The 25,440-nt window shown below is 35.2% G+C and carries 28 protein-coding genes; 13 read left to right on the forward strand and 15 right to left on the reverse strand.

What is annotated here, in order from left to right; all coding sequences use genetic code 11:
• Positions 1–11 precede the first annotated feature (11 nt).
• Complete coding sequence (locus tag E0I61_RS02660) at positions 12–737, reverse strand: metallophosphoesterase family protein (protein WP_131990638.1); 726 nt, start codon at positions 735–737, stop codon at positions 12–14.
• Positions 738–1,157: 420 nt separating this feature from the next.
• Between E0I61_RS02660 and E0I61_RS02665 the strand changes: the two genes are divergently transcribed.
• The gene (locus E0I61_RS02665) at positions 1,158–1,934 is read left to right on the forward strand and encodes an alpha/beta fold hydrolase (RefSeq protein ID WP_131991605.1); all 777 of its coding nucleotides are present in this window, start codon (positions 1,158–1,160) and stop codon (positions 1,932–1,934) included.
• Between the two features lie 20 nt (positions 1,935–1,954).
• Here E0I61_RS02665 and E0I61_RS02670 read toward each other — a convergent pair whose 3' ends face one another.
• The 3 genes from E0I61_RS02670 to E0I61_RS02680 form a co-directional block, all read right to left on the reverse strand.
• Positions 1,955–3,094 carry an ATP-binding protein gene (locus E0I61_RS02670; RefSeq protein WP_132069233.1) on the reverse strand — a complete coding sequence of 380 codons (1,140 nt, stop codon included), beginning with the start codon at positions 3,092–3,094 and terminating at the stop codon, positions 1,955–1,957.
• Between the two features lie 83 nt (positions 3,095–3,177).
• Complete coding sequence (locus tag E0I61_RS02675) at positions 3,178–3,933, reverse strand: SDR family NAD(P)-dependent oxidoreductase (protein WP_132069235.1); 756 nt, start codon at positions 3,931–3,933, stop codon at positions 3,178–3,180.
• A 48-nt stretch (positions 3,934–3,981) separates the two neighbouring features.
• The gene (locus E0I61_RS02680) at positions 3,982–4,854 is read right to left on the reverse strand and encodes an aldo/keto reductase (protein ID WP_132069237.1); all 873 of its coding nucleotides are present in this window, start codon (positions 4,852–4,854) and stop codon (positions 3,982–3,984) included.
• 212 nt (positions 4,855–5,066) lie between these two features.
• Here E0I61_RS02680 and E0I61_RS02685 point away from each other — a divergent pair, with 212 nt between their 5' ends.
• The 8 genes from E0I61_RS02685 (at position 5,067) to E0I61_RS02720 (ending at position 14,252) form a co-directional block, all read left to right on the forward strand.
• A complete protein-coding gene (locus E0I61_RS02685; protein WP_131990630.1) occupies positions 5,067–6,071 on the forward strand; it encodes an AAA family ATPase in 1,005 nt (334 codons plus the stop codon).
• An 81-nt stretch (positions 6,072–6,152) separates the two neighbouring features.
• Entirely contained in the window at positions 6,153–7,016 is an 864-nt protein-coding gene (locus E0I61_RS02690; protein ID WP_132069239.1) for a DUF58 domain-containing protein, read from the forward strand.
• 18 nt (positions 7,017–7,034) lie between these two features.
• Positions 7,035–8,666 (forward strand): hypothetical protein, encoded by a 1,632-nt coding sequence (locus tag E0I61_RS02695; RefSeq protein ID WP_132069241.1) that lies wholly within the window; start codon positions 7,035–7,037, stop codon positions 8,664–8,666.
• Positions 8,666–9,667 carry a vWA domain-containing protein gene (locus tag E0I61_RS02700; RefSeq protein ID WP_132069243.1) on the forward strand — a complete coding sequence of 334 codons (1,002 nt, stop codon included), beginning with the start codon at positions 8,666–8,668 and terminating at the stop codon, positions 9,665–9,667. Before E0I61_RS02695 ends, E0I61_RS02700 begins: the two co-directional genes overlap by 1 nt.
• Positions 9,668–9,797: 130 nt before the next feature.
• A complete protein-coding gene (locus E0I61_RS02705; protein WP_131990622.1) occupies positions 9,798–10,835 on the forward strand; it encodes a VWA domain-containing protein in 1,038 nt (345 codons plus the stop codon).
• Positions 10,836–10,913: 78 nt separating this feature from the next.
• Positions 10,914–11,654 (forward strand): tetratricopeptide repeat protein, encoded by a 741-nt coding sequence (locus E0I61_RS02710; protein WP_131990620.1) that lies wholly within the window; start codon positions 10,914–10,916, stop codon positions 11,652–11,654.
• A gap of 20 nt (positions 11,655–11,674) precedes the next feature.
• The gene (locus tag E0I61_RS02715; protein ID WP_132069245.1) at positions 11,675–13,429 is read left to right on the forward strand and encodes a BatD family protein; all 1,755 of its coding nucleotides are present in this window, start codon (positions 11,675–11,677) and stop codon (positions 13,427–13,429) included.
• Between the two features lie 79 nt (positions 13,430–13,508).
• On the forward strand, positions 13,509–14,252 hold the full coding sequence (locus E0I61_RS02720) for a tetratricopeptide repeat protein (protein WP_131990616.1): 744 nt from the start codon (positions 13,509–13,511) through the stop codon (positions 14,250–14,252).
• 28 nt (positions 14,253–14,280) lie between these two features.
• Here the strand turns inward: E0I61_RS02720 and E0I61_RS02725 are convergent, their stop codons facing one another.
• Positions 14,281–14,784 carry a CvpA family protein gene (locus tag E0I61_RS02725; RefSeq protein WP_131990614.1) on the reverse strand — a complete coding sequence of 168 codons (504 nt, stop codon included), beginning with the start codon at positions 14,782–14,784 and terminating at the stop codon, positions 14,281–14,283.
• A gap of 313 nt (positions 14,785–15,097) precedes the next feature.
• Here E0I61_RS02725 and E0I61_RS02730 point away from each other — a divergent pair, with 313 nt between their 5' ends.
• From E0I61_RS02730 to E0I61_RS02740, 3 genes are all read left to right on the forward strand, one after another.
• Entirely contained in the window at positions 15,098–15,454 is a 357-nt protein-coding gene (locus tag E0I61_RS02730; RefSeq protein ID WP_131990612.1) for a hypothetical protein, read from the forward strand.
• A gap of 112 nt (positions 15,455–15,566) precedes the next feature.
• A complete protein-coding gene (gene pheS / locus E0I61_RS02735; protein ID WP_132069247.1) occupies positions 15,567–16,586 on the forward strand; it encodes a phenylalanine--tRNA ligase subunit alpha in 1,020 nt (339 codons plus the stop codon).
• 95 nt (positions 16,587–16,681) lie between these two features.
• The gene (locus tag E0I61_RS02740) at positions 16,682–17,089 is read left to right on the forward strand and encodes a hypothetical protein (protein WP_131990608.1); all 408 of its coding nucleotides are present in this window, start codon (positions 16,682–16,684) and stop codon (positions 17,087–17,089) included.
• On the opposite strand, the gene E0I61_RS02745 is transcribed toward E0I61_RS02740, so the two are convergent.
• From E0I61_RS02745 to E0I61_RS02765, 5 genes are all read right to left on the reverse strand, one after another.
• A complete protein-coding gene (locus E0I61_RS02745; RefSeq protein ID WP_132069249.1) occupies positions 17,060–17,266 on the reverse strand; it encodes a hypothetical protein in 207 nt (68 codons plus the stop codon). The genes E0I61_RS02740 and E0I61_RS02745 overlap by 30 nt on opposite strands.
• 46 nt (positions 17,267–17,312) lie before the next feature.
• Positions 17,313–17,531 (reverse strand): hypothetical protein, encoded by a 219-nt coding sequence (locus E0I61_RS02750; protein WP_131990606.1) that lies wholly within the window; start codon positions 17,529–17,531, stop codon positions 17,313–17,315.
• 37 nt (positions 17,532–17,568) lie between these two features.
• On the reverse strand, positions 17,569–18,564 hold the full coding sequence (locus E0I61_RS02755) for an NAD(P)H-dependent glycerol-3-phosphate dehydrogenase (protein ID WP_131990604.1): 996 nt from the start codon (positions 18,562–18,564) through the stop codon (positions 17,569–17,571).
• Between the two features lie 311 nt (positions 18,565–18,875).
• Positions 18,876–20,039, reverse strand: coding sequence for an iron-containing alcohol dehydrogenase (locus tag E0I61_RS02760; RefSeq protein ID WP_131990602.1), 1,164 nt, complete (start codon positions 20,037–20,039; stop codon positions 18,876–18,878).
• A 4-nt stretch (positions 20,040–20,043) separates the two neighbouring features.
• Positions 20,044–20,808 carry a type 1 glutamine amidotransferase domain-containing protein gene (locus E0I61_RS02765; RefSeq protein ID WP_165930169.1) on the reverse strand — a complete coding sequence of 255 codons (765 nt, stop codon included), beginning with the start codon at positions 20,806–20,808 and terminating at the stop codon, positions 20,044–20,046.
• Between the two features lie 86 nt (positions 20,809–20,894).
• Between E0I61_RS02765 and E0I61_RS02770 the strand changes: the two genes are divergently transcribed.
• Complete coding sequence (locus E0I61_RS02770; protein WP_132069251.1) at positions 20,895–21,791, forward strand: LysR family transcriptional regulator; 897 nt, start codon at positions 20,895–20,897, stop codon at positions 21,789–21,791.
• On the opposite strand, the gene nadD is transcribed toward E0I61_RS02770, so the two are convergent.
• From nadD to E0I61_RS02795, 5 genes are all read right to left on the reverse strand, one after another.
• Positions 21,792–22,373, reverse strand: a complete 582-nt coding sequence (gene nadD / locus E0I61_RS02775; RefSeq protein ID WP_132069253.1) for a nicotinate (nicotinamide) nucleotide adenylyltransferase — start codon at positions 22,371–22,373, stop codon at positions 21,792–21,794. It abuts the gene before it with no gap.
• An 84-nt stretch (positions 22,374–22,457) separates the two neighbouring features.
• On the reverse strand, positions 22,458–23,033 hold the full coding sequence (gene gmk, locus E0I61_RS02780; protein WP_132069255.1) for a guanylate kinase: 576 nt from the start codon (positions 23,031–23,033) through the stop codon (positions 22,458–22,460).
• Between the two features lie 82 nt (positions 23,034–23,115).
• Entirely contained in the window at positions 23,116–23,976 is an 861-nt protein-coding gene (locus E0I61_RS02785; protein ID WP_131990594.1) for a YicC/YloC family endoribonuclease, read from the reverse strand.
• A 186-nt stretch (positions 23,977–24,162) separates the two neighbouring features.
• Positions 24,163–25,050: a DMT family transporter gene (locus E0I61_RS02790; RefSeq protein ID WP_132069257.1), complete on the reverse strand. Its 888-nt coding sequence runs from the start codon at positions 25,048–25,050 to the stop codon at positions 24,163–24,165.
• Positions 25,043–25,399: an arsenate reductase family protein gene (locus tag E0I61_RS02795; protein ID WP_131914733.1), complete on the reverse strand. Its 357-nt coding sequence runs from the start codon at positions 25,397–25,399 to the stop codon at positions 25,043–25,045. The genes E0I61_RS02790 and E0I61_RS02795 overlap by 8 nt, the downstream gene beginning before the upstream one ends.
• Positions 25,400–25,440: the final 41 nt, after the last annotated feature.

Raw genomic sequence — 25,440 nt, forward strand, 5'->3', positions numbered from 1 at the left:
TTCAATAAAACCTAATTTCTCCCTTTTTCGTCAAAATACAATTGATTCAAAGGTTCGCTTTGCCAGAATTCCTTGCTGTCAACATCCATAATGGTCAATGGCCCTTTGAAGGCAGCACCAGTATCAATATTCCAAATATTTGCTTTTTGTATCGGGGTTGTTTCGCCAATTCGGGTGACGGGTGTATGACCAATATAAATTTCGTTGTATAAAGTAAAGCGTTTTGGATAGAAAACAGCATCAGTTTTCATGGTGTTGTCTAATGCCAATGCGGTTTCCCATAAGGTTCTGTCCCAATAAAAAAGCTCGGGAAAATATTCAAAATCAACACCGTTCATATTGGTAAAACCAGCATGAACAAACAGGCGACGTTGCTCGTCCAGATAAAAATTTTCTAATGATTTCAAGAATTCAATATGCTTTTGCTTCGTTTCTGAGCTAACGGATTCGTAGGCTAAAACAGTCGCTTCTCCGCCATGTTTATACCACATCAGATTGTCTTTACTTTCGTCAAGCCATTCCAGTAATAAATCATCATGATTCCCGCGAATGCAAACACAGTTCTGTTTGGTTTTCAAATCAATTATAAAATCGAGTACCTGAGGAGATTGGCTCCAGCCATCAACGTAATCTCCTAGAAAAACCAGGGTGTCGTTTTTAGTAACGCTGGCTCTCTCCATAATTTGGTGTAATGCTCGCAAACCACCGTGGACATCGCCTATAACAAGTGTTCTCATGTACTGAATGTTCTTTATTAGTATAAAAATAGTCAAAAAAAAGCACTATTTTCAAGTCATAAAATTAAGTAAAAGACTGATGAAGTATGCTACTTTAACTTATTTTTTAAATAAATTAAAAGGAATGGTATTTTAAAGATTGTAATTTTTATTTAAATTGCAATAGGAAATTCCTCGAAATGATGTTTTAATCAAGGAACAAAATATCACTGTTTTAGGTGATGTTTTTTTTATTTTTTAAGATTAGCTTTACAAAAAATTAAATCTCCCGAAAATGAGTGCACTTCTTGCGTTATCGTTACTTTTGGCTAAAATGATCTGTCAGGTTTTAAAAGAATTATTGACTTTGATTTAGAATTATAAATCAATAATTTCTTTTTCAAAATCATTTTTTCAATCAGATAAATGCTCAAAAATAACATGAAAATATACTTGCAAATACTGTTTTGTTTCCTTTTGTTAAGTTGTACTTCCAATAAAAACACAACAAATACAAAAGTTAATAACCAAGAATTTGAAATCAAGTTAGATAGTGCAAGTTGGTTGGACAGTTCCAGAAATAGATTAATTCCGGTTACGTTCTATTCACCAATTGTAAACGATAAAATCAGAAATCAACAATTGGTAATCGTGAGTCACGGTTATGGAGAAAATAAACCAGGCGCCAATAAATCGTATTCCTATCTGACGAATAAGTTAGCCTCCAAAGGCTATTTTGTAGTGAGTATACAGCATGAATTACCAACCGATGATTTATTGCCTTTAACAGGAATTCCTCAAGTTGCGCGACGACCAAATTGGGAAAGAGGGGCAGAGAACATTCTATTTGTTCTGAATGAATTGAAAAAAACAAAAACAGAATTAGATTTCAAGCATGTAAACTTAATTGGGCATTCCAATGGAGGTGATATGACAGTTTTGTTTGCTCATAAATACCCTAATTTAGTTGACAAAGTAATTTCGTTAGACAACCGCAGAATGGAATTGCCAAGAACATCACATCCTAAAATCTACTCGCTTCGCTCCAGTGACCAGCCTGCTGACGAAGGAGTTTTGCCTACTGTTGCAGATCAGGATAAGTTTGGAATAAAAATCATAAAACTTCCCAACACCATTCACAATGACATGAATGATAGAGGAAATGAAAGACAGAAAAGAGAAATTAATACGTATATAATGGATTTTCTTAGCGAATGAAATCTATAAAATAATTATACTTACTGCACATCATATTTCATTTTTCTCAAAATTCGCAACGCTTCTTTAAACGATAAATACACTTGGTTGAAAGGTTTTAAAAGCGCTTTTGCATCAATTAGTTTTTGTTTGGCTTCTTCAAAACCGTTGAGGTAACAAATCATGAAGGTGGAAGGCAGGTTTTCTAAATCTTTGTGTTCCCGCTCGGATAATGAAAGTCCTTTTTGTAGTTTGTTCAGCAAAGCAATATTGGAATTATAAATATGAAACAGCATTTTCTTGTTGAATTCCGGCGGCTGAAAAAGGATCTCTCTTTCTATTTTGTAATAGCCGTTATCATGAAAATGAATCGTTTGTTTTTCTAAAGGATAGTAGCTTGTTTTGTCATTCAGACCCAAAGGAACATATTCAATAATGGTAAAAGTATCTTCATCGAAAGTGATTTCAACCACATCCTGAGCTGAATAAAAAAGCTTGATTTGTTCGTTTATCAATTCAATATCTACACGCGACAGATAGGTTTTGTCCCTAGATTTTTTGGCAATTCCTGCCCAGCAAATCACAAATAATTCCTTGAATACTTTATATTTTGGCGCCATATCCTTGTGGCGAAAATTCATGAAATCAATCACGCCATCGAGTGTGTACTCAATGCTGTTTCGGGAGTTATTTTCGATACCAATTACGGTTTCCGTGTTCTGGTAATTTTTTTCGATTTCGCCTTCAATTGGCATCGTGTTACTGCCGCGTCGTATAAAAATACTGTTGGCAGGTATTGTGTGAATTCCTTTTTTGAAATGGGAAGTTTTGCTTTTTGGCTTGACCGTAACCAGCCCTATAACTTTGTCCTTTGGCAAATTCGGGAAAGGCACATTTTCGTACTGAATTTTGGGAGGATTTTCCAAATAGGCATTCACTAAATTCTGAATGCGGCTGTCATCAAAGAAATCATCACCCACGATAGTGTTATCCTGGTCTTCAACACCCACAACGATATAAGAATTATTCGTAGGATTCGAATTGGATAGCGCGCAAATGTGTTTCAAGAACTTGGCTTTGCCTTCCCGTGTATGTAAATTCAACTGACGCTTTTTGTCATAAAAACTGCTCTCATCATTGTGAGCGAGCAGGTTCTTGATAAGAATGCGTTTGTTGATCATACAATTAGATTTTTAGATTTCTTAGACAGTTGGATTCTTAGACTCTCTAAATAATCTAAAATCCAACAATCTAAAAATCAATTTTAAATATCCCTTTTAAGGATAGTAGCTGCGGCTTGTGCCGTTGGAAAAACAATCAAATCGGCAATATTTACATGATAGGGTCTGGAAACTACAAAGTGAATAATGTCAGCAATGTCTTCTGGACGTAATGGTTCAAAACCTTTATAAACATTGACGACTCTGTCTGTATCGCCTTTGAAACGCACTTCGCTAAATTCCGTTTCTACTGCGCCGGGATGAATAGCTCCCACCCGAATTCCGAAAGGATTTAAGTCCATTCTCATGGCTTGGTTCAAGGCATCAACGGCATGTTTGGAGGCGCAATAGACGTTTCCGTTTGGATATACTTCTTTTCCGGCAATAGAACCAATGTTGATGATATGACCCGATTTTCGTTCGATCATTTGCGGGATTATAGCTTTCGAAACATATAAAAGCCCTTTTACATTGATGTCAATCATGGCATCCCAATCGTCTAAATCGCCAGTTTGAATGGGATCTAAACCATGTGCGTTTCCGGCATTATTAATCAAAACATCAATTGTAGCAAAGGCTTCCGGCAAGGAATTGATACTTTCAAAAACCGCTTTTTTATCCCGAACATCAAAGGACAAAGTATGCACTTCTGTAAATTCCGAAAGTTCCTTTTCAAGAGCAATTAAACGGTCTTCACGGCGTCCGCAAAGAATAATTTTATAGTTATTTTTAGCTAATATTTGCGCTGTTGCTTGACCAATTCCACTGGTGGCTCCAGTTACTAAGGCTGTTTTATTCATGAATTTTTTTCTATTTTAGATTCTAAAGTTGCTGTACTGAACACTGATTTAGGCTACATCATTCCCCATGCTTTCTGTCCAAATGGCAAACCAATCTTCTTTGTCTAATTCTAATTCGACAGCTTTCATCAACGATTGAATTCGGGCTACATTTACCGTTCCTGCAATAGGAATCACTTTAGCAGGATGTTTCAGAATCCAGGAAAGTAAAATCGAATCCGATCCCAAATGGTATTTTGAAACTAAGGTCGCCAGTAATTTTTTCAATCTTCTGGTTTGTGGAATGTCTTCTCTAAAAATGATTCCTAGCGGATTCCAAGACATAGGGCGAATGCTGTTGGCTTGCATATAATCAAAACTTCCGTCCACCATTGGGTCGAAATTAGTTGCCGAAAATTGCACTTGATTGTATAAAATTTCTGTTTTTTGACGAATCAATTCGGTTTGTGTGGCCGTGAAATTAGAAAGCCCAAAATCAATAATTTTCCCCTCTGATTTTAGTTTCAATACCGCTTCAGCAATTTCATCCGCTTGCATCAAAGGACTTGGTCTGTGTAATAAAAACACATCTAGATAATCAGTTTGCAGATTTTTTAAGGAGTTTTCAACGGACCAGATAATATAATCTTTCGAATATTCATAATGTTTTATAGTGTTGATGCGGTTTTCAGTTACCATTTGAATACCGCATTTGGATATCAATTGCATTTTTTCTCTGGCAATTTTACTCGATGCAAAGGCTTTTCCAAAATCAGATTCGGTGGTATAATCACCATATATATCGGCATGATCGAAAGTAGTAATTTTATTTTCTAAACAGACATTAATCATGTTTTCCATTTCTTTGGTATTGAGATTTTTATCCCAAATTCCCCAATTCATGACACCCGCTACAATCGGTGATAATTTTGTTTTACTCATGGTTTTTATTTTTTATTGAAATTCGTAATTCTTCTATTTCAAAGTAGATTTTTCAAAGTTCTTAAAAATATAAAAATTGTATCATAATTCATCCTTAAAATTAGCACTTTTATCGAAGTTTTAACCATTTTTTAACATCTTACTTCTAAAAAAAAATTCAATTTGCACCTTCAAAACGAAGGCATTAAACTCAAGGTTTTAAAAATAATAAAATGGAAGAAAATACAGCGACTTTAGACATCAGAGCAATCAATGAAAAAATTGAAAGAGAGAGTGCTTTTATAGACCTTCTCACGATGGAAATGAACAAGGTTATTGTGGGTCAAAAGCACATGGTGGAGCGTTTGTTAATTGGACTTTTGGGTCAGGGACATATTTTGTTAGAGGGAGTTCCCGGATTAGCAAAAACATTAGCGATAAATACACTCTCACAAGCGGTACACGGATCTTTCAGCAGAATACAATTTACCCCTGATTTATTGCCTGCCGATGTTGTGGGAACTATGATTTACAACATTAAGCAAAATGAATTTTCGATAAAAAAAGGACCGATTTTCGCTAATTTCGTCCTTGCCGATGAGATTAACCGTGCGCCTGCCAAAGTACAATCGGCATTGTTAGAAGCGATGCAGGAAAAGCAAGTGACTATTGGCGATACTACTTTTAAGTTAGACCGACCGTTTTTAGTTTTAGCTACACAAAACCCAATTGAGCAAGAAGGAACGTATCAATTGCCTGAGGCACAAGTCGATCGTTTTATGTTGAAAACGGTTATTGATTATCCAAAAATGGAAGACGAGCGTTTAGTGATTCGTCAGAACCTAAAAGGAAGTTATGAAAAAGTAAATCCTGTAGTTTCAGTAGAACAAATTTTACGCGCTCAAGAAGCAGTTCGTGAGGTTTACATGGATGAAAAAATAGAAAAATACATACTTGATATCATTTTTGCCACGCGTTACCCAGAGAAATACAAATTGGCTGATTTGAAACCATTAATCAGTTTTGGAGCGTCGCCGCGTGGAAGTATCAATTTGGCGAATGCTGCAAAATGTTACGCATTTATCAAACGTCGCGGCTATGTAATTCCGGAAGATGTTCGTGCGGTAGTTCATGATGTTTTGCGTCACAGAATAGGAGTTACCTATGAAGCGGAAGCCGAAAATATTACTTCAGTGGACATCATTAACAAAATTGTAAACGAAGTAGAAGTACCCTAAAAGTGAATAGTAATAAGTGAATAGTAATTAAGCCTTGGTTGGTTACTATTCACTGTTCACTAATTACTAATTACTAAAGAAATGGATACAAAAGACCTCTTAAAAAAAGTACGAAAAATAGAAATCAAAACCCGAAGATTGAGCGATCATATCTTTTCGGGAGAGTATCATACGTCTTTTAAAGGACGTGGAATGACGTTCAGTGAAGTGCGTCAATACCAGTACGGAGATGATATTCGTGCGATTGATTGGAATGTAACCGCACGGTACAATGAAGCGCACGTAAAAGTTTTTGAGGAAGAACGCGAATTGACCATGATGTTGATGGTTGATATTTCGGGTTCAGAAAGTTTTGGTTCTAAAAATCAATTCAAAAAGGATATTGTTACGGAGATTGCTGCAACGATGGCTTTTTCGGCTACTCAAAACAACGATAAAATAGGTTTGATTTTGTTTTCAGATGAAATTGAATTGTATATTCCGCCAAAAAAAGGGAGGTCGCATGTGTTGCGAATCATTCGGGAATTAATAGAATTCCACCCTAAAAGCCGTAAGACGGATGTTGCCCAAGCTTTGAAATTTTTATCGGGAACCCAAAAAAAGAAAGCGATTGTGTTTGTAATTTCTGACTTCATGTCGGAAGATTACGAACAAACATTAAAAATAGCATCTAAAAAACACGATATAACAGGGATTCGCGTGTACGACATTCGAGAAGAAAAAATGCCGGATTTAGGTATGGTTTCTATGCTTGATGCCGAAACTGGAGCAATTGAATTGATAAATACCAGTTCAAAATCGGTGCGAATGAATTATGAGAAACAGTACCACGATAAAGTAAACTATTTCAAGGAAACATTCAGCAAATCAGGTTCAGGTGTAGTAAATACAAGAGTTGACGAAAGTTATGTCACTAAACTACTAAGTTATTTTAAATCGAGATAAAGGGTTCAATAATAAAAGATGAAAAAACAATTATACCTACTATTATTGCTGCTTTCTACGGTTGTTTTTGCACAACAAAAGCAAGTAGTTACAAGTATTGACACGATTAAAAATAAAATTGGTGCCGAATTTAAACTGTCCATAAAAACTACTGTTGATACTTCGTCTAAAGTGATTTTTCCAAAATTAAAAAACGTTGGAGCTTTAGAGGTGATTCAGTCGTATCCTATTGATACTGTAAAAATGGACGGCCGTTATGAATTAATCAAAAAATACGGTTTAACTCAATTTGATTCCGGTAGATATGTTATTCCGAGTATAAAGATTTTTATCGACAGCAAACCGTTTCTGACGGATTCGCTTTTGGTTGAAGTGGCGAATGTTCAAGTGGATACTTTAAAACAAAAAATGTTCGACATTAAGGACATTGCTCCAGCGGATAATCCAATAGGAGACTGGTGGGAATACCTGTTGATTGTTGCTTTAATTGTTGGAATTGGAGCTTTCATTTATTGGTTCATTAAAAAGCGTCAAGAAAAGAAATTACTCGAAGAAATTTATAAAACTCCAATCGAGAAAGCGACCGGTTTGCTGGATACTTTAGAGAAAAAAGAACTTTGGCAAAAAGGAGAAGTCAAAGCGTATTATAGTGAATTGACGGATATCGCCAGAAATTATATTGAAGAAGCGATAGAAATTCCAGCAATGGAAAGCACTACTTCGGAATTGATTCAAGGACTTAGAGCGGCTTCTGTCAAAAAGAAAATGACGCTTTCGCAGGAAATAATCGAAAATCTGGAACGTGTTTTGAAACAAGCCGATTTAGTAAAATTTGCCAAGTCAAAACCATTGGATTTTGAAATCACGGAAGACCGAAATAAGATTCAAAAAGCAATTCTGACATTAGACAATTCTATTCCTGTGGAAGTACCAATAGAAGAAGATGTGTTGTTGAATGAAGCACAAAGACAAAAACAGCTACAAATTCAATTGCGAAAACAAAGAAATAAGCGTATTGTTACTGCCGTAGTATCAGTTGTGTTTTTATTGGCAGCAACCACTACTTTTTTCATTGTAACCAAAGGGTTTAGTTATGTAAAAGATAATATAATTGGTCACCCTACCAAAGAATTATTGGGAGGAGAATGGGTGAAAAGTGATTACGGAAATCCAGGAGTTATTATAGAAACGCCAAGAGTGCTTAAGAGAGTAGACCTGACAAAAACACTTCCTAAAGATGGAATGGCTTTGATCAAAGAAATGCAGTCTTTTGCGTATGGAAGTGCTTTAGATCCTTTTTATCTGATGGTTTCGACTTTAAAATTTAAACAAGAGACACAAATAGATTTGACTAAATCAATGGATGGTATATTGCAATCAATGGAAGCTCAAGGCGCCCAGAATATGATTGTCAAACAAGAAGAGTTTGAAACTAAAGAAGGTGTTAAAGGAATTAAAGCCTATGGTACTTTTTCGCAAATTGATGGTGACAATAAGTCAAGTGCAAAAATGTATTATGAAGCATTACTGTTTAGTCAAGAAGGTGGATTACAACAGATTTTACTTTTTCATGAAGAAGGTGATGCCTATGCAAATGAAATATCAGAACGAGTTTTGAACTCTGTCGAATTAAAACAAGCAAGTAAATAATGACTAAAGTAACTTTTTTAAACCCAGAGTTTTTTTGGTTGTTTCTTCTTATTCCAGTAGCGATTGTATGGTTGTTACGGAAAAAGAACCATCAATCAGCCACATTAAAAATAAGTTCGTTACAAGGATTTAAAGGTTCTAATTCCTATTTGACAAAGCTAAAGCCGATGTTGAATGTGCTTAGAATCCTGGCTTTGTGCTCTTTGATTGTAGCTATGGCAAGACCGAGAACAGTTGATGTAAGTAATAAAACAAAAACTACTAAAGGAATTGATATTGTTATGGCAATAGACGTTTCAGGAAGTATGCTTGCCAAAGATTTGAAACCAGATCGAATGCAAGCACTCAAAAAGCTAGCGGCTGATTTTGTTGAGGAAAGACCAAACGATAGGATCGGGCTTGTGGTTTATGCCTCGGAAGCGTACACAAAAACACCGGTGACTAGCGATAAAGCTGTTATTCTGGATGCGATCAGAAGTATAAAATACGATAATGTTTTAGTAGATGGAACTGGGATAGGAATGGGATTGGCTACCGCTGTAAATAGACTAAAAGACAGTAAAGCGAAGAGCAAAGTGGTTATTCTGATGACTGACGGTGTTAATAATGCTGGATTCATTGAGCCAGATACGGCTTCTGATATTGCAAAAGAATATGGAATAAAAGTATATACAATAGGAATAGGAACAAACGGAATGGCTATGTTTCCCTATGCTATTGCGCCAAATGGAAAATTTCTTTTTCAAATGATGAAGGTTGAAATTGATGAGCAAATGATGAAAAAAATTGCTAATAATACTGGTGGAAAATATTTTAGAGCAACGAGCAACAGCAAGTTAGCCGAAATTTATACTACAATAAATAAGTTAGAAACTACTGAAATTGAAGAACTAAAATTTTATGATTATGATGAGAAATTCAGACCTTTTGTATGGTTTGCCGGTTTTTTATTGTTGTTTGAATTAGGATTGCGAAATACGGTTTTTAAAAGCTTTATTTAGAGTCCCCACCCCAGGCCTCCTCCGAAGGGAAGGGAGCCGGAACTGGAACATTGGAATTAAAATCACCAAGTTTAGAATTTAGATTTAGAGTAAAAATCTAAGATCAAAATTCAGAAATCTAAAATTAAAAATGGAATTAGACGAAAAAAAATATTTATACCTCCTTTTTATATTGCCTCTTTTGGTGTTGGTTTTTTTCGCCAATTTATATTGGAAAAGAAAGAAACAGCGTGAATTTGGGGATTTGGAGATGGTAAAAAGACTGAGCCCGGAAAGTTCGGTTTTTAAACCAGTTTTGAAATTAGGAGTGTTGCTTTTGGCATTGACGGGGTTAATTCTTGGATTGGTAAATCCAAAAATTGGCACTAAGATGGAAACCGTTAAAAGAGAAGGGATCGACATTGTTTTTGCAGTGGATGTGTCAAAAAGTATGCTTGCCGAAGATGTAGCGCCAAATCGTCTGGACAAAAGCAAGCAAATTGTTTCGCAAATTATCAATCAATTGGGAAGCGATAGAATAGGAATTGTGGCGTATGCCGGAAGCGCTTTCCCCGTATTGCCTATTACTACGGATTATAGTGTTGCAAAAATGTTTTTGCAAAGTATGAATACAGATATGGTTTCCTCTGTAGGAACGTCATTCAACGAGGCAATCAAATTATCCACGACTTATTTTGACGACAAAAAAACCAGCAAGTTATTGATTATGATTTCTGATGGTGAAGACCATAACGAAGGTGCAGAAGAAGCAGCGGAAGAGGCCAATAAGCTAGGAATTAAAATAATTACAATTGGTGTTGGAACCGAAAAAGGAGGCACGATTCCATTGAGAAAAAATGGAATTATTGAAGGTTTCAAAAGAGATAATAACAATGAAGTAGTTATAACGAAATTGGTTCCAGAAAGCCTGACAGCGATTGCCAAAGCAACGAAAGGCGGTTATGTAAACGGAAATAACACTAAAGAAGTGCTTGAATATATTAAGAATGCACTGAATAATATTCAAAAAACAGAATTTGAAGCGACAGAAATGGCTGATTTTCAATCGCAATTTCAATGGTTTTTAGGTTTTGCGTTTGTTTTCTTATTTCTAGATATTTTCCTTTTGGAAAGAAAAACAAGTTGGGTAAACAAATTGAATTTATTTAACGAGAATAAAAAAGTATAAAGAGTAAAGTATCGCGTTGCGCTCCATTATTGGAACAAAAATACTCGACATACTTTGACACTTACATTTAAAAATACAATGAAGAACATAATTTTATACCTGTTATTACTTTTTTCTTTTGTTGCAAATGCACAACAGAAAGATAGAATATTGCCCAAAGCGAACGAGGAATATGCCGAAAATAAATTTGTTGATGCCGAAGCTAATTATAGAATTTCGGATTCAAAATTTCCAAATAAAGCGAATGCACCTTTCAATCTTGGAAACACTATTTATAAGCAAAAACAATCTTCGGAAGCAAAATTTGCGTATGCTAAATCGTTAAAAAATTCAAAAACAAGACCACAAAAACACAGAGCTTTTCATAATTTAGGAAATGTTTTTATGAATGAAAAGGATTATACGCAAGCGGTTGAGGCTTACAAAAACGCCTTGAGAAACGCCCCGACAGATGAGGAAACGCGTTATAATTATGCTTTGGCAAAAAAAATGCTGAAAGAAAATCCTCCAAAGGATGATAATAAAAAAGACGATAAAAAGAGCGATAAAGACAAGAAGGACGATAAGAAAGACGGGGAAAAAGATAAAAAGGACAATAAGGATAAAGAAAAGAAAGACGATAAGGGAGATAAAGACAAACAAAATAAAGATCCTAAACCTAATGAAAATGGAGAACCAAAACCAGCTCCAGGAGGAATTTCTAAAGAACGTTTAGAAAACCTATTGAATGCGGTGAATAAAGAAGAAAAGAAGGTACAGGATAAAGTAAATGCCAAAAAAGTGCAAGGAAAACCAGTTAAGACGGAAAAAGATTGGTAGTTCAATTAGATAATTTGAAAATGAAAAGATTTATAGCAGTACTTGTTTTAATGGTGTGCAATTTGCTTAGCGCTCAAGTGCAATTTGAGGCTAGAGTGAGTAAAGCTACGCTAGGAATAAACGAGAGACTTCGTATCGATTTTATGATGAATGTAGATGGAGATAATTTTGTCCAACCCTCTTTTGAAGGATTTAGAATTATTGCCGGACCAAGTCAGCAAGTCAGTCAGTCTTGGGTGAACGGAAGAAGTTCTTTTGAGAAAATATATTCTTATTTTCTTTTGCCAAATCAAAAAGGGACATTAGTTATCAAGCAAGCCGCAATCGAATACAACGGGCAAATTTATAAAACATCGTCGATAAAAATAAATGTTACCGCAGCAACGGAACAGCCTAGAGATCCAAACGACACCAGTGTTTCAGCGGATGGGAATCTCTATTTAGTTGCTGATATTTCTAAAACAAATCCATATATAAACGAGCCAATTACGGTAGTTTATAAATTGTATTTTAACAATATCGGAATCACAAATTCTAACGAAGTTAGTAAGCCAAAATACAATGATTTCTGGAGTCAGAACATTGATATAAAACAGTTTGTTGCTGAAGAAGGCATGTTCAAAGGGGAAAAATACCGTTTTATCGTGCTCAAAAAAATAGTTTTGTATCCTCAAAAATCAGGAAAGCTGGTTATTGAACCGTTGTCATTAGACATTGATGTTCAATTACCGTCGAATCGCAGGGATATGTTTGGTCGAATGGTTGTCACCGAAGCGACTAAGAGAGTTTCCGCAGGAGCTAAAACCATAAATGTTAAGCCACTTCCTGAGGCTGGAAAACCGGAAGACTTCTCGGGTGCTGTTGGAAATTTTGATTTCAAAGTAAGACCAACAAAAACCGATTTAAAAAACGGAGAAAGCCTGGATTTAGTGGTAAGTGTAACCGGAAAAGGGAATCTGAAATTATTTAGTTTACCAAAACCGATAGCTCCAAATGCGCTGGAAATGTATGAAGCCGTTCATAGCGAACAGGTCAACACGCCTCTTTCTGGAATGGCCGGAAAGATTTCAGACAGTTATACAATCGTTCCGCAGTACAAAGGAAATTACCCGATAAAACCATTAAAATTTACCTATTTTGATTTGGGTTCAGGAACCTATAAAACGCTAAGTTCTCCAGAGATCATGATTAATGTTCTTGATGGTCCTTCGCCTACTGATGCAACGGCAGCTTCCGGTGCTGATGCAAACAAGAATAAAACAGACAACGTTGAGCAATTCAAATTCATAAAGTTAAAAAGCAATCTTTTGACGATGAATAAGAAAGATTTCTTTGGGTCTAATTTGTTTTACGGATTGTTCTTTTTTCCATTTTTAATGCTGCCTTTAATTGTATTATTCAAAAAGAAAAAAGAAGCAATAGATAGTGATACTGCCGGAAACAGAATACGAATGAATAATAGATTGGCAAAGAAATATTTATCGGAAGCTAAGAAACAAATCAACAACAAAGAACTGTTTTATATTGCGCTGGAGAAAGCGATGCACAATTTCTTGAAAGCTAAATTACATATTGAGACTTCTGAAATGAGTAAGGATAATATTCAAGAATTGTTGTTGTCAAGAAATGCTAATCCTGACGCGGTGAATGATTTTATTGCGCTTACGGAGAATTGTGAAGTGGCACGATATGCGCCATCATCAATTGTGGCTATTCAACAGGATTTTGACAAAGCCGTTTTGATTATTTCAGACTTAGAAAAACAAATTGCTTAACCAACGATGTCATTGCGAGGAACGAGGCAATCTCACTTTGATTTTCGAGAATAGTCAATTGACAACTTATAACATTAAAATGAAAAACATACTTTATATATTATTATTGACAACCCAAGTTTTCTTTGCCCAAAGTGGCTTTGAAAAAGGAAACGAGTATTATCAAAAAGGGAAATATAATGAAGCGGTTACTGCTTATGAGAGTGTTTTGACAGAAAGCAAACACTCTTCTGAGTTGTATTTTAATTTAGGAAATGCGTATTATAAGTTGAATAAAGTAGCACCTTCTATTTACAATTATGAAAAAGCATTGGTGTTGAATCCAAATAACACCGATGCGATTAACAACTTGAAATTTGCTCAAAAACGAACTATCGATGAAATTAAAATAATTCCAAAAGTAGGTTTTGCAAAGCTGATTCGGGATTTTACGGGAATCTATCATTACAATACGTGGGCGTGGATTTCTGTTGGACTAGCAATGGCGTTCTTGTTGTTTTTTGTCGGGTATTATTTTTCACAAATTACACTTTCAAAAAGGATTTTCTTTTTTGGAATGTTTGTACTTTTTTTTCTAATTCTAATCAGTGTTTCATCAACAATTTTTGAAAAAAGTCATTTTGACACTGAAAAACCGGCTATTGTTTTTGCCGAAATGGCCAATGTAAAGAGCGAACCCAGAAATGGTGGTCAGCCAATATCTGTGCTCCACGAAGGAACAAAAGTTTATGTGGAGGAAATCATAGGGAAATGGAAAAAAGTACAACTAACGGATGGAACAGAAGGCTGGATTGAAAGCAGTGCAATTAAGGAAGTGAAATAGAGTTTGAATACTGAACACTGGAAACTAATTATTTTTTCTTCAAGCTATCATACCAGTTTTCTATCGAAGGGTACATGAATCCTGCTGTTTTTTGGATTGGATTATAAAAAAGAGAATTGTCTAACGTTTCTTTTTTGGCGATAAAATTATGATAGTTTATTTTTTCGAAAACCTTGAAAACAATTCCGATTATTAAAATTGTTTTTAGCACCCTGAAGAAACCACCGCCTAGTTTATTCAACCATCCTAAAAAGGCAAAATCAGCTACTCCAGTAAGGAATTTACCCAAAAGTGATATTCCGATTACTACCAATATAAATGTGAGTACAAAAGCAATTACTTGGATTGTATTGGGATTCCATTTGACAAATCCGGCTAAAATTTCTTTGATAAATGAGGAAAATTTTATGGCAAAATAAATTCCGGCCAATAGCGAAACCAAAGAAGCTAATTCTACAAAAAGACCATTTCTAATGCCTTTATACAAAGCAAAAGCTAGCAATACACCCAAAATAATATCCAAAAATCCCATGACTTTTAATTAAGAAAAATAAAGTGCAAATATAAAAGAATTGTTATGCCGTTTAACATTAGAATTTACTGTAGGAGAAAATAGAGTTTTTTTTCATTATTCAAAAAAGAAAAATTTAGCATAGCTTGGCTAAGGTTTATTTTTATTTTGAAGAAGAAAGGGAAAAAGAATGTTTTATTCCATTAAATTCTAGTGTTAAAGGGTATCAGTTATCAATTGCCAATTTTCAAGTTCTTATATTTGCCGAAATAATTTGATTACAATTTTTGAAAATCTACAATCAAAAATCGTTAATCTACAATCATAAATCAATATGTCAAGAGACACACAACTTAAAGAACGCTGGGAACAGCTTGTAAATATACTTTCCAATCAATTTTCTCAAGGCGAGGATTTAGATCTCGACGCTATTATTTATTTAATTGGCGTACAAGAACTCGGAAAAGTACATAGTGAATACAAAAAAGACGAAAAATTAAACCTGATGCACATCGCCATTTGCCGTTTATTGGAACCTTACGGGTTTTATGAATTCGAATTTTTTGATGAAGAAGGCTGGCCACATTACAAAGTAAAAGAGGAATTACCACCGCTAAAAGCAGGAGAGCAATCGGTTTTAATGAAAGAAGCCATTGTGAATTATTTCTTGGAAAGAGAACTTATTTCCTAGTGATCAGTGTTCAGTCACGGTTCTCAGCCCACAATATTGAAAACTGAGACTGAGACTGTATCCTTTTTACCTAAAAATTTACTAAATTTGCACTCTCAATTATTGAATGAAAATGATAGACAAGATAAAAGAATATATTGGTGAAGCACAAGCTTTTTCAACGCAAGACACAGCTGAATTAGAGACATTCCGAATTAAATTTCTTGGAAGCAAAGGACTTTTAAAAGACCTTTTCGCTGAATTCAAAAACGTTCCCAACGACCAAAAAAAGGAATTCGGACAAGTAATTAATTTGCTTAAAACGTCTGCCGAAGACAAAGTAAAAACTATACAGGAAGCTTTAGAAAGTAAAGAAGAAGTTAAAGGCTTTTATGGTGATTTGACGCGTTCGGCTGAACCAATAACTATTGGCTCTCGTCACCCTATTTCATTGGTAAAAAACCAAATTATAGACATCTTTTCAAACATTGGTTTCAACGTTTCTGAAGGTCCAGAAATTGAAGATGACTGGCACAATTTCACCGCATTAAACTTACCGGAATACCATCCGGCGCGTGACATGCAAGACACGTTTTTCATTCAAACAAATCCTGATATTTTGTTGCGCACGCACACATCATCGGTGCAAGTGCGTTACATGGAGGAAAATAAACCGCCAATTCGTACTATTTCTCCGGGAAGAGTATTCCGTAACGAGGCTGTTTCGTCCCGTTCACACTGTATTTTTCACCAAGTGGAAGGCTTGTATATTGACAAAGACGTTTCTTTTGCCGACTTAAAACAAACGCTTTTATATTTCACCAAAGAGATGTTCGGAAAATCAAAAATCCGTTTGCGTCCGTCCTATTTCCCGTTTACTGAGCCAAGCGCTGAGGTGGATATTTATTGGGGTCTTAAAACAGAAACCGATTATAGAATCACCAAAGGAACCGGTTGGTTGGAAATCATGGGTTGCGGAATGGTAGATCCAAACGTTTTGAAAAACTGTGGCATCAACCCTGATGAATACAACGGTTTTGCATTCGGGATGGGAATCGAAAGAATCGCCATGTTGTTGTATCAAATCGGTGATATCCGTATGTTCTACGAAAATGACGTTCGTTTCTTGGAGCAATTCAAATCCTCAATTTAGTCAAAAGTTATAAAGTCTTAAAGTCGAAAGAAATACCTGTTTCAGATTTTCACTCGACTTTAAGACTTTACGACCTTAGACGTTAAGACTGACTTATGAAAAAAGACATCATTATCCCCGAAGTAGAAAACGTTTTTCTTGCTGTAGTTCAAGAATGGAGTGACGATTTCATGGAAAAAGTATGGTATGCTTATTTAGTAAATGATAGCGATTACTTAATTGAAAGTGTTATGGTGGTTTCCAAAGCTTTTGGAACTATTGACGGCGAAATGAAAAAAACCTCTCTTTTACGTCATGCTTTTGTAGAAGTGCCACCGGTTTCAGTGGTAAAAATCGAAATGATCGAAAAAAGTGTATTGGCGCTCAACAATGAGTTCATGCTAACGTTTTTTATTGGAGACAAATTATACGATAAAAAATTTATTTTTAAAGCACATTCGATCCATGAGGATTTCGTTGAAGAAGTGCCTATTCTATTTGTTGACGGCGTTATCGTGAGATAGTTCCGTATTATTCTCGCGTTTGACTTTTTTCGTCCAATTCGAATATCCAACAATAAATATTCCCGCCAAAATAAAATAAAGCGTTCGGAGTAGCTTTTCTTTGGACAAAAAAGCATCTTTAAAAGGCATTTCGAATACGTCAAAAACGGCTATGCAAGAGGAGGTAATTAATCCCAAATCATCCCATTTTTAATCTGGAATTTCCATCTTTCACTCATGAAAATCATTTAGCGGCTTGTTGTTTAACTTTGGATTTCCAGGTGAAATAGCCTAAAACAAATATCCCTACAATGATATAAGCACCTGCGCGAATATAAAAATTAGGTGTAGCAACCTGTTCTGAAAAAGGAATTTCTTTAATGTCGAATAATACATTGAAAACCGTCATAAATAGACCCCAAATTCCACCAGTTTTAATCTGGTATTTCCATCTTTCGCTCATGAAGTGATTGGTTTTGATTATTAAATCTGTAGCTGAATTAATCCAGTTTATCGGTAAGTTTCTTAAACACGGCTTTAGCGTCCTGTCCCTCGTATAAAATACTGTAAACAGCATCTATAATTGGTGTTTTGGCACCGTAAGCCTGATTGAGTTTATAGGCACTTTTTACGGCATAATACCCTTCGGCAACCATACTCATTTCCATCATTGCTGATTTAACCGTATAGCCTTTGCCAATCATATTTCCGAACATTCTATTTCTCGAGAATATAGAATAACCGGTAACCAATAAATCGCCTAAATAAGCTGAATCATTGATATTACGTTTCATTTTATGGACTTTCTTAATGAATTTTTTCATCTCCCGAATTCCATTACTCATCAATACGGACTGGAAATTATCACCATAACCCAAACCATGTGCAATTCCTGCTGCAATGGCATAAATGTTTTTAAGCATGGCTGCATACTCTGTTCCTATGATGTCATCTGTGATTTTAGTTTTGATATAATTTCCAGATAAATTTTTAGCAATAACCTTGGCTTTATCAGGATCACCACACGCAATGGTAAGGTAAGAAAGGCGCTCCATCGCTACTTCTTCTGCGTGACAAGGACCAGTAATTACACCTATATTATAATAAGGAATATCATATTTCACATGGAAATGTTCTCCTACAATTAAACTCGTTTCCGGAACAATTCCTTTAATCGCTGAAAAAATAATTTTATCTTTCAATGAAACTGTTAATTTTTCTAATTCACCATCCAAAAAAGCAGATGGAATAGCAAATATGATGTAATCAGCGTAGGCTACGGCTTCATTGATATCGTTGGTTAGTTTGAGTTTATTGATGTCGAATTCTACAGAGCTCAAATAATTTGGATTGTGTTTGTGCGTTTTAATGTGCTCTATAGCAGCTTCATTACGCATATACCATGAAATTTCTGTAAGATTTACACATAACATTTTTGCTATCGCTGTCGCCCAACTTCCACCACCTATTACTGCGAATTTTATATTTTCAGCCATTTTTTTATTGAATTTAATCAAAAGTACTTAAAAAAGTACTGATTATACAAATAAAATAAGAACAAGAAGGCTGGTTTTTAAGTGTATTGAAAATACTGCAATTATAACGGGTAAAAAATAATTTTATTTTTTTTATTTTTTAACACAATATAAGTATTACTATTTCGTTCTTGTTGTTTATTGTTTAATAATTTAACAAAATAATGCGAATTGAGTTAGTTAGTTGTAATTTAGAATTTTAAAAGGCGTTCCCAAAAAATGAGAACGCCTTTTATTTAATACAGACTCTATCTGTATGAGGATTACTTGAATTAATAACTCATTTCAACAATCGATTTTACCTTTTCTAAAGTTATGTTTTGTTTTTCTCCTAATCCCAACCAACCTCTTTCTTCAAAACGATTTACAATAAAATCTGCCGTTTTATCAAACTCTTTAGTGTAATCGGATAATTTAGTTTCCATTCCCATAGTATGGAAAAATTCGACTGTTTTGTTGATGGCTTCGTTTGCGATTTCGTCCTCAGTACCAGTCAAATTGAAAATACGTTTTCCGTATTGTGCCAATTTTCCTTTTTTAGTCTCAAACATCACTCGGTATAAATTTGGACCCACAACAGCCAAAGTTCTGGCGTGATCGATTCCGTACAAAGCCGTTAATTCATGTCCAATCATGTGCGTAGCCCAATCCGAAGGAACTCCTTTCTGGATTAACCCATTCAAAGCCATGGTACAACTCCACATAAAGTTAGAAGCCAAAGCATAATCAGTAGGTTTTTCAACAACATCAGGACCAACTTGAATCAAGGTTTGTAAAATACTTTCGGCAATTCTATCTTGAAGATACCCTTCGTGCGGATAGGTTAAATACTGTTCCAAAACATGGGTGTACGCATCTACAACTCCGTTTTGCAATTGTCTTTTTGGTAAAGATTCAATTACAGTTGGATCACAAATAGAAAATTTCGGGAATAAAGCGGAACCGCCAAATGATAATTTTTCTTGTGTAGATTCAATAGTAACAACTCCGCCAGAATTCATTTCACTCCCAGTTGCTGGTAACGTTAGAACAGTTCCAAAAGGAACAATTTTAGATAAATCTTTAGTCAAAACTCTTTTTTGAAGAATGTCAATTGGATTTCCGTCAAAATGAACGGCAGCCGAAATGAATTTTACCCCATCAATTACGGAACCTCCACCTACGGCAAGTATAAAATCTATTTTTTGTTCCTTGATCACTGCAACTGCTTTCATCAATGTTTCAAAATGTGGATTCGGTTCAATTCCTCCAAATTCCACGATTTCAAAACCTTTTAAAGTATTGATTACTTGGTTATAGATTCCATTTTTGAAAATGCTTCCGCCACCATACGCCAGAAGAATTTTTGCTCCTTGTGGCACTAAAGAGGATAGTTTTTCAATTTGTCCTTTTCCAAAAATTAAATTAGTAGGATTGTATAATTCGAAATTTAACATGTTTTTATTTTTTTGAATTTAATTGGTTTAATAATTTTTCAGCAACTAATTTAGACGATGCTGGGTTTTGACCTGTAATCAATAATCCATCTTCCACGGCATAAGGATGCCAGTCTGCAGCTTTTGAATAAGTTGCACCATTGGCCTTTAAAGCATCTTCTAATAAAAATGGAACCACATCAGTTAAACCTACAGCGGCTTCTTCGGTATTAGAAAATCCGGTCACTTTTTTGCCTTTTACTAAAAATTCTCCATTTACTTTTACGCTTTTAAGAACCGCAGGTGCATGACAAACAAAAGCAACGGGTTTATTGTTCGTATAAAATGCCTCGATTAGGGCAATTGAAGTTGCATCAGTTGTCAAATCCCATAATGGACCGTGACCTCCCGGATAAAAAACCGCATCATAATCAGACTCTTTTGCATCTGCTAATTTTTTTGTGTTTTTCAGTTTTGCCAATAATTCGGTATCGCTATCGAATCTTTTGGTATCCTCCGTAGCTGCTGATGGATCTTCACTTTTTGGATCAATGGGAGGTTGTCCACCTAGCGGAGTAGCAACATCAATGGTAACTCCTTTATCCAATAATTCGTAATAAGGCGCGGCGAATTCTTCTGTCCAAAATCCTGTTTTTTCTCCTGTGTTACCTAATTTATCGTGACTGGTAACAACAAATAATACCTTTTTCATGCTTTTTTTATTTTGTGCAGTTGCTGTAACGCAACTTACGGTTAATGCTATAAGGGCAAATAATGCGATTTTCTTCATTTCTAATTTTGTTTGTACAAATTTAGGACGAATATGCTATTAGTAAAAATAATTTAAATTATGTTTGTGATAAATATATTTATATCATGGTCAATCTGGAATGGTACCGAACGTTTAAATCCGTATATAAAAATGGTAATTTTTCTTTGGCTGCCAAAGAATTATTTATCAGCCAACCAGCTGTGAGTCAGCAAATATCAATGTTGGAGGCGCATGTAGGATATAAACTTTTCAATCGAAAGTCTAAAGGCGTAGAATCAACGGAATACGCTAAGTTACTCAATAATTTAATCATCGAGGCGTTAGACCGATTGGAAAATGTGGAGAATGGTTTTCGTGCCAAAGCGTTCAATGCGAATCGATTAATTTCAATTGGAATCTCAAAGCATTTGATGAGCAGTTTGGGAAGTGCCTTGGTTTCAAAATTTGAATTTATCGATTTTAGTTTTCATCATGACGATGCACTTTTTGAATTGGTAGATTCTAAAAAATTAGATTTTGCGGTTGTCACCAAAAAATATGACACGTTTGACACCATTCAGAAAAAGGTCGGGGAAATTAAACAAGTGATTGTTGGCTCAAACACTATCGATGCTTCCGAATTAAAATCCAATATCAAAATAAAAGATTTCTCAGCAATCGAACATTGGTTGAACGACCAAAAATGGTACAGCCACAATGCGCAAATTCCGCATATTAAATTGTTCTGGTTGCATGTTTTTAATAAAAAAAGACCGTCGATGATTCCTAATTATATCATTCCATCCGAATATGAAATGCTGGAAATAATTTCGAAAAATACCGGAATCGCTGTAGTTTGGGATTGCAATGCGAAAAGTTTAATGCAAGAAAAAAAAATCCAATTGTTGTGGAATAGCACGCAAATGCCAAGTACAGACGTGTTTTTATTATCAGGTAAAAATGAAAATCTGAGTACTGTTTTTGAGAATATTGAAGTAGAATTGAAAAGAGTTATAGGGTAATTACTTCTTATAAAAGTTATTATGATCAATGTATTCCCAAACTTTTACCGGCAATAACGGCTGCACATTTTTTCCTTTCTTGATATTGTCCCGAATAAATGTCGATGATATTTCTACTACAGGAGCATCAATCATGTGAATTTTTGCGTGGTTTTTAAACATCTGGTTCTCTACTTCGATTGAAATTCGAGGATACACATAAATCTCATGGTTTTCAAGAATTGCTTCGTAGTTTTTCCATTTGTGCAAAGACTTGAGATTGTCTTCGCCCATGATTAAGGAGAATTCGTAAGTCGGATGTTTTTCCTGTAAGTGTACTAAAGTATTCACCGTATAATTGGGTTGTGACAATTTAAACTCAAAATCCGAAGGTTTGATTTTTGGAAAATCTTCTGAGGCAAGATGTACCATTTGTAACCGATGGTAATCATCGAGCAAAGTACTTTTTTTCTTCAAAGGATTGTGTGGCGTAACCACCATCCAAACTTGGTCTAAATCGGCATGCTCCGCCATGTGATTGGCAATGATAAGATGCCCAACATGTATGGGATTAAACGTTCCAAAATACAGACCTATTTTCATTAATTTAATTTAAAGATTTAAAAATTAAATGATTTAAAGATTAGAAATAACTTTGAATTTTTCAATTCTTTAATTTTCAATCTTTTAAACCTTAACATAATTCTTTACCAATTGGTACGCTTCTTCCAAAGCAATATCTAAATCGTAATTTTTTATGATCACATCAAACTGTGGTGCTGTTGCCAATTCTACAGAGGCTTTGGCAATACGCATATTGATTTTGTCATCACTTTCGGTAGAGCGTTCCTTTAATCTTCTTTTTAGTTCATCCACGCTTGGTGGTTTCACGAAAACAGCTAAAGTTTCTTCCGGAAATTTATGTTTGATACGCAATCCGCCAGAAACATCAATATCAAAAATTACATTTTTGCCTTTGGCCCAAATACGTTCTACTTCACTTTTGAGGGTTCCGTAGAAATTATCGCGGTACACTTCTTCCCATTCCAGAAAGTCTTCGTTTTTGATGTGTTTTTTAAACTCTTCGGTAGACATGAAATAATAATCTTTTCCGTTTACTTCTTCACCTCTTGGTTCGCGGGAAGCTGCCGAAATCGAAAATTCAAGATTCAAATCTTCTTTGCTTAATAAATGTCTAACGATAGTAGTTTTTCCCGATCCTGATGGTGCTGAGAATACTATTAATTTTCCTCCTGTGCTCATGTTGTTGTTTAATTCTAGTCGCAAAAATGTTTCTATCTTTATGCATAAAGACGCGATTCATCGCGTCTCTATTTAATATTTTTTACAATACGTTTAATACTTGTTCCTTGATTTTTTCCAATTCGTCTTTCATTTGAACGACTAATTTTTGCATTTGTGCGTGATTGGATTTAGAGCCCATCGTGTTGATTTCACGTCCCATTTCTTGAGTAATGAAACCTAATTTTCTACCGTTAGCTTCGGTTCCGTTGATGGTTTCCAGGAAATAATCCAAGTGATTCGTCAAACGTACTTTTTCTTCGGTAATGTCTAATTTCTCTAAATAATAAATCAATTCCTGCTCGAAACGATTTTCGTCTACATTTACTTTAAGTTCTGAGATTGCAGTTTGTAAACGGTCTTTTATCGCCTGAACGCGTTCTGGATCAAGTGCCAAAGCTTCGGTCATGTATTGACGAATATTGCCTATTCGCAATTGAAATTCTTTTTCTAAAGACATTCCTTCATCTCTTCTGAAGTTCAAGATGTTTTGCAACGCTTCTTCGATAACGGTTTGGATTTGTACCCAGTCGTTCTCATCAATTTCATCACGTTCTATTTTCATGGTATCCGGCATGCGAACAGCCATTTTCATTAGTTCCGTTTCATCGGCATCGGCATACACTTCTCTCAATTGGTTGATGTAGGCTTTTACAATCGGCACATTCACTTTCGTAGAAGTTTGTTCCGCGGTACTTTCGATAAAAATAGAAAAATCTACTTTTCCTCTTTCCAGTTTTAGTGCGATTTGGTTGCGTAAACCCAATTCCATTTCGCGGTACAGCGAAGGCATTCTCACATTCAAATCCAAACCTTTACTGTTTAAGGATTTTGCTTCTACCGTGATTTTTTTGGTTGGTAATTGCAAAGTCGCTTTACCAAAACCCGTCATTGATTGTATCATATAATTTTCTAAAAGAGGTCAAAGATAATAAAAAAGTGTTCAGTGGTCCGTTTTTAGTATTCAGTGACTTGGTTTAAGTAAATGTTTTTAGTAATCAGTTTTTAATTTTTGAATTTATATAACAAGCCGAATGAACAATATAAAAGACTATAATCTGCGATTTGGGCGCTGAACACTAATAGCTGATTACTGAACACTCTTTTTCTGCGTCACCAAATAAACGCCTACAAATATCAAAATTGCCGAACCAATTTTCACCAAACTCAATTCGTCTTTTCCCAAGCTTATCGCAAAAATTGTTGCGAATAGCGGTTGTAAATAAATAAAGACGGCAACCGTGGTTGGTTTTAATTCTTTCATCGAAAGCAAATTCAGTAAATAGGTCAGGAATGTCGAAAAAATCACTACAAATCCTATTTTCCAGCAAATATCCATGGGGACCAAAGCCCATTCAACAGTTTGAAATTGGCTCCAGCCAAAAGGCAAAACCATAATAAAACCGAACAAATAAATCCATTTTACAAACGTAAAGGCATTGTACTTATCCATTAATTTCTTGACAATTATCAGATAAAAACCATAGGAAATGGCATTAACCAAAACCAGAAAATTTCCCAATCCGGCATTTGTGGCGCTACCGATGGATTTTCCGTACAGAATTAGAAAAGCAGTTCCTATTAGACCAAGGATAATCCCGAAAATCATTCGTTTTTGCATGCGTTCCTTCATAATCAATGCCGAAAGGGTCAAAACAATCATCGGTGTTGAAACCATAATCACCGCAGCACTAATGGGAGAAGTAAGGCTTAATCCTTTGAAAAATGTAAGCATATTGAAAGCCACGCCAAAGAAAGCCGCTGCAATAATTCGAGGAAAATCATTGAACGCAATTTTCTCTTTTGGCATAAAAAGCCAAACCAGCCAAAATAAAATCATCGAACCGCCCACGCGCAACAAGATAAAACCATAGGCGTCAATGTACATTGGCATGACATCTTTGGCAATGGTAAACGTAACGCCGTAAATCAAGGAAACAATGGTGGCGCCAATAAGTGCGAGATTTCTTTTAGACATTTGCAAAAGCAAGCATCACCTGATGCATGTTTTGTTGTGTGTTACCAATGTAAATCTTGTCTTTGATAATAAAAACAGGACGACTCAAAAACGTATAATGTTCCAGAATGTATTTCTTGTAATCGTCTTCAGTTAACGATTTATTCTTTAAATCCATCGATTTGTACAACTGTGCTTTTTTGCTGAAAAGCGCTTCGTAACTTCCGGAAAGCTCGCGCATTTGCTCCAATTCTGCTACAGTAATTGGGTCTTGTTTGATGTCGTGAAACTTCAAGTTATGATCTTTCGGTAATGATTTTATAATTTTTCTGCAGGTATCGCAAGAAGCGAGATAATATATTTTGTCCATGTAAATAGCGATTTCTTTGTGCAAAGAAAAATCATTTGATA

It is taken from the genome of Flavobacterium ranwuense (genome assembly GCF_004349315.1).
Lineage (GTDB): Bacteria > Bacteroidota > Bacteroidia > Flavobacteriales > Flavobacteriaceae > Flavobacterium > Flavobacterium ranwuense.

Bases quoted from the DNA above. Each gene is read 5' to 3' on its own strand.
- E0I61_RS02770 (WP_132069251.1), top strand. From the start codon at position 20,895: ATGGTCAATCTGGAATGGTACCGAACGTTTAAATCCGTATATAAAAAT.
- E0I61_RS02690 (WP_132069239.1), top strand. From the start codon at position 6,153: ATGGATACAAAAGACCTCTTAAAAAAAGTACGAAAAATAGAAATCAAA.
- E0I61_RS02725 (WP_131990614.1), bottom strand. From the start codon at position 14,784: ATGGGATTTTTGGATATTATTTTGGGTGTATTGCTAGCTTTTGCTTTG.
- E0I61_RS02795 (WP_131914733.1), bottom strand. From the start codon at position 25,399: ATGGACAAAATATATTATCTCGCTTCTTGCGATACCTGCAGAAAAATT.
- E0I61_RS02720 (WP_131990616.1), top strand. From the start codon at position 13,509: ATGAAAAACATACTTTATATATTATTATTGACAACCCAAGTTTTCTTT.
- E0I61_RS02705 (WP_131990622.1), top strand. From the start codon at position 9,798: ATGGAATTAGACGAAAAAAAATATTTATACCTCCTTTTTATATTGCCT.
- pheS (WP_132069247.1), top strand. From the start codon at position 15,567: ATGATAGACAAGATAAAAGAATATATTGGTGAAGCACAAGCTTTTTCA.
- E0I61_RS02755 (WP_131990604.1), bottom strand. From the start codon at position 18,564: ATGGCTGAAAATATAAAATTCGCAGTAATAGGTGGTGGAAGTTGGGCG.
- E0I61_RS02760 (WP_131990602.1), bottom strand. From the start codon at position 20,039: ATGTTAAATTTCGAATTATACAATCCTACTAATTTAATTTTTGGAAAA.
- E0I61_RS02665 (WP_131991605.1), top strand. From the start codon at position 1,158: ATGAAAATATACTTGCAAATACTGTTTTGTTTCCTTTTGTTAAGTTGT.
- E0I61_RS02765 (WP_165930169.1), bottom strand. From the start codon at position 20,808: ATGAAGAAAATCGCATTATTTGCCCTTATAGCATTAACCGTAAGTTGC.
- nadD (WP_132069253.1), bottom strand. From the start codon at position 22,373: ATGAAAATAGGTCTGTATTTTGGAACGTTTAATCCCATACATGTTGGG.
- gmk (WP_132069255.1), bottom strand. From the start codon at position 23,033: ATGAGCACAGGAGGAAAATTAATAGTATTCTCAGCACCATCAGGATCG.
- E0I61_RS02790 (WP_132069257.1), bottom strand. From the start codon at position 25,050: ATGTCTAAAAGAAATCTCGCACTTATTGGCGCCACCATTGTTTCCTTG.
- E0I61_RS02785 (WP_131990594.1), bottom strand. From the start codon at position 23,976: ATGATACAATCAATGACGGGTTTTGGTAAAGCGACTTTGCAATTACCA.
- E0I61_RS02680 (WP_132069237.1), bottom strand. From the start codon at position 4,854: ATGAGTAAAACAAAATTATCACCGATTGTAGCGGGTGTCATGAATTGG.
- E0I61_RS02750 (WP_131990606.1), bottom strand. From the start codon at position 17,531: ATGAGCGAAAGATGGAAATACCAGATTAAAACTGGTGGAATTTGGGGT.
- E0I61_RS02675 (WP_132069235.1), bottom strand. From the start codon at position 3,933: ATGAATAAAACAGCCTTAGTAACTGGAGCCACCAGTGGAATTGGTCAA.
- E0I61_RS02730 (WP_131990612.1), top strand. From the start codon at position 15,098: ATGTCAAGAGACACACAACTTAAAGAACGCTGGGAACAGCTTGTAAAT.
- E0I61_RS02715 (WP_132069245.1), top strand. From the start codon at position 11,675: ATGAAAAGATTTATAGCAGTACTTGTTTTAATGGTGTGCAATTTGCTT.
- E0I61_RS02670 (WP_132069233.1), bottom strand. From the start codon at position 3,094: ATGATCAACAAACGCATTCTTATCAAGAACCTGCTCGCTCACAATGAT.
- E0I61_RS02660 (WP_131990638.1), bottom strand. From the start codon at position 737: ATGAGAACACTTGTTATAGGCGATGTCCACGGTGGTTTGCGAGCATTA.
- E0I61_RS02695 (WP_132069241.1), top strand. From the start codon at position 7,035: ATGAAAAAACAATTATACCTACTATTATTGCTGCTTTCTACGGTTGTT.
- E0I61_RS02700 (WP_132069243.1), top strand. From the start codon at position 8,666: ATGACTAAAGTAACTTTTTTAAACCCAGAGTTTTTTTGGTTGTTTCTT.
- E0I61_RS02740 (WP_131990608.1), top strand. From the start codon at position 16,682: ATGAAAAAAGACATCATTATCCCCGAAGTAGAAAACGTTTTTCTTGCT.
- E0I61_RS02685 (WP_131990630.1), top strand. From the start codon at position 5,067: ATGGAAGAAAATACAGCGACTTTAGACATCAGAGCAATCAATGAAAAA.
- E0I61_RS02710 (WP_131990620.1), top strand. From the start codon at position 10,914: ATGAAGAACATAATTTTATACCTGTTATTACTTTTTTCTTTTGTTGCA.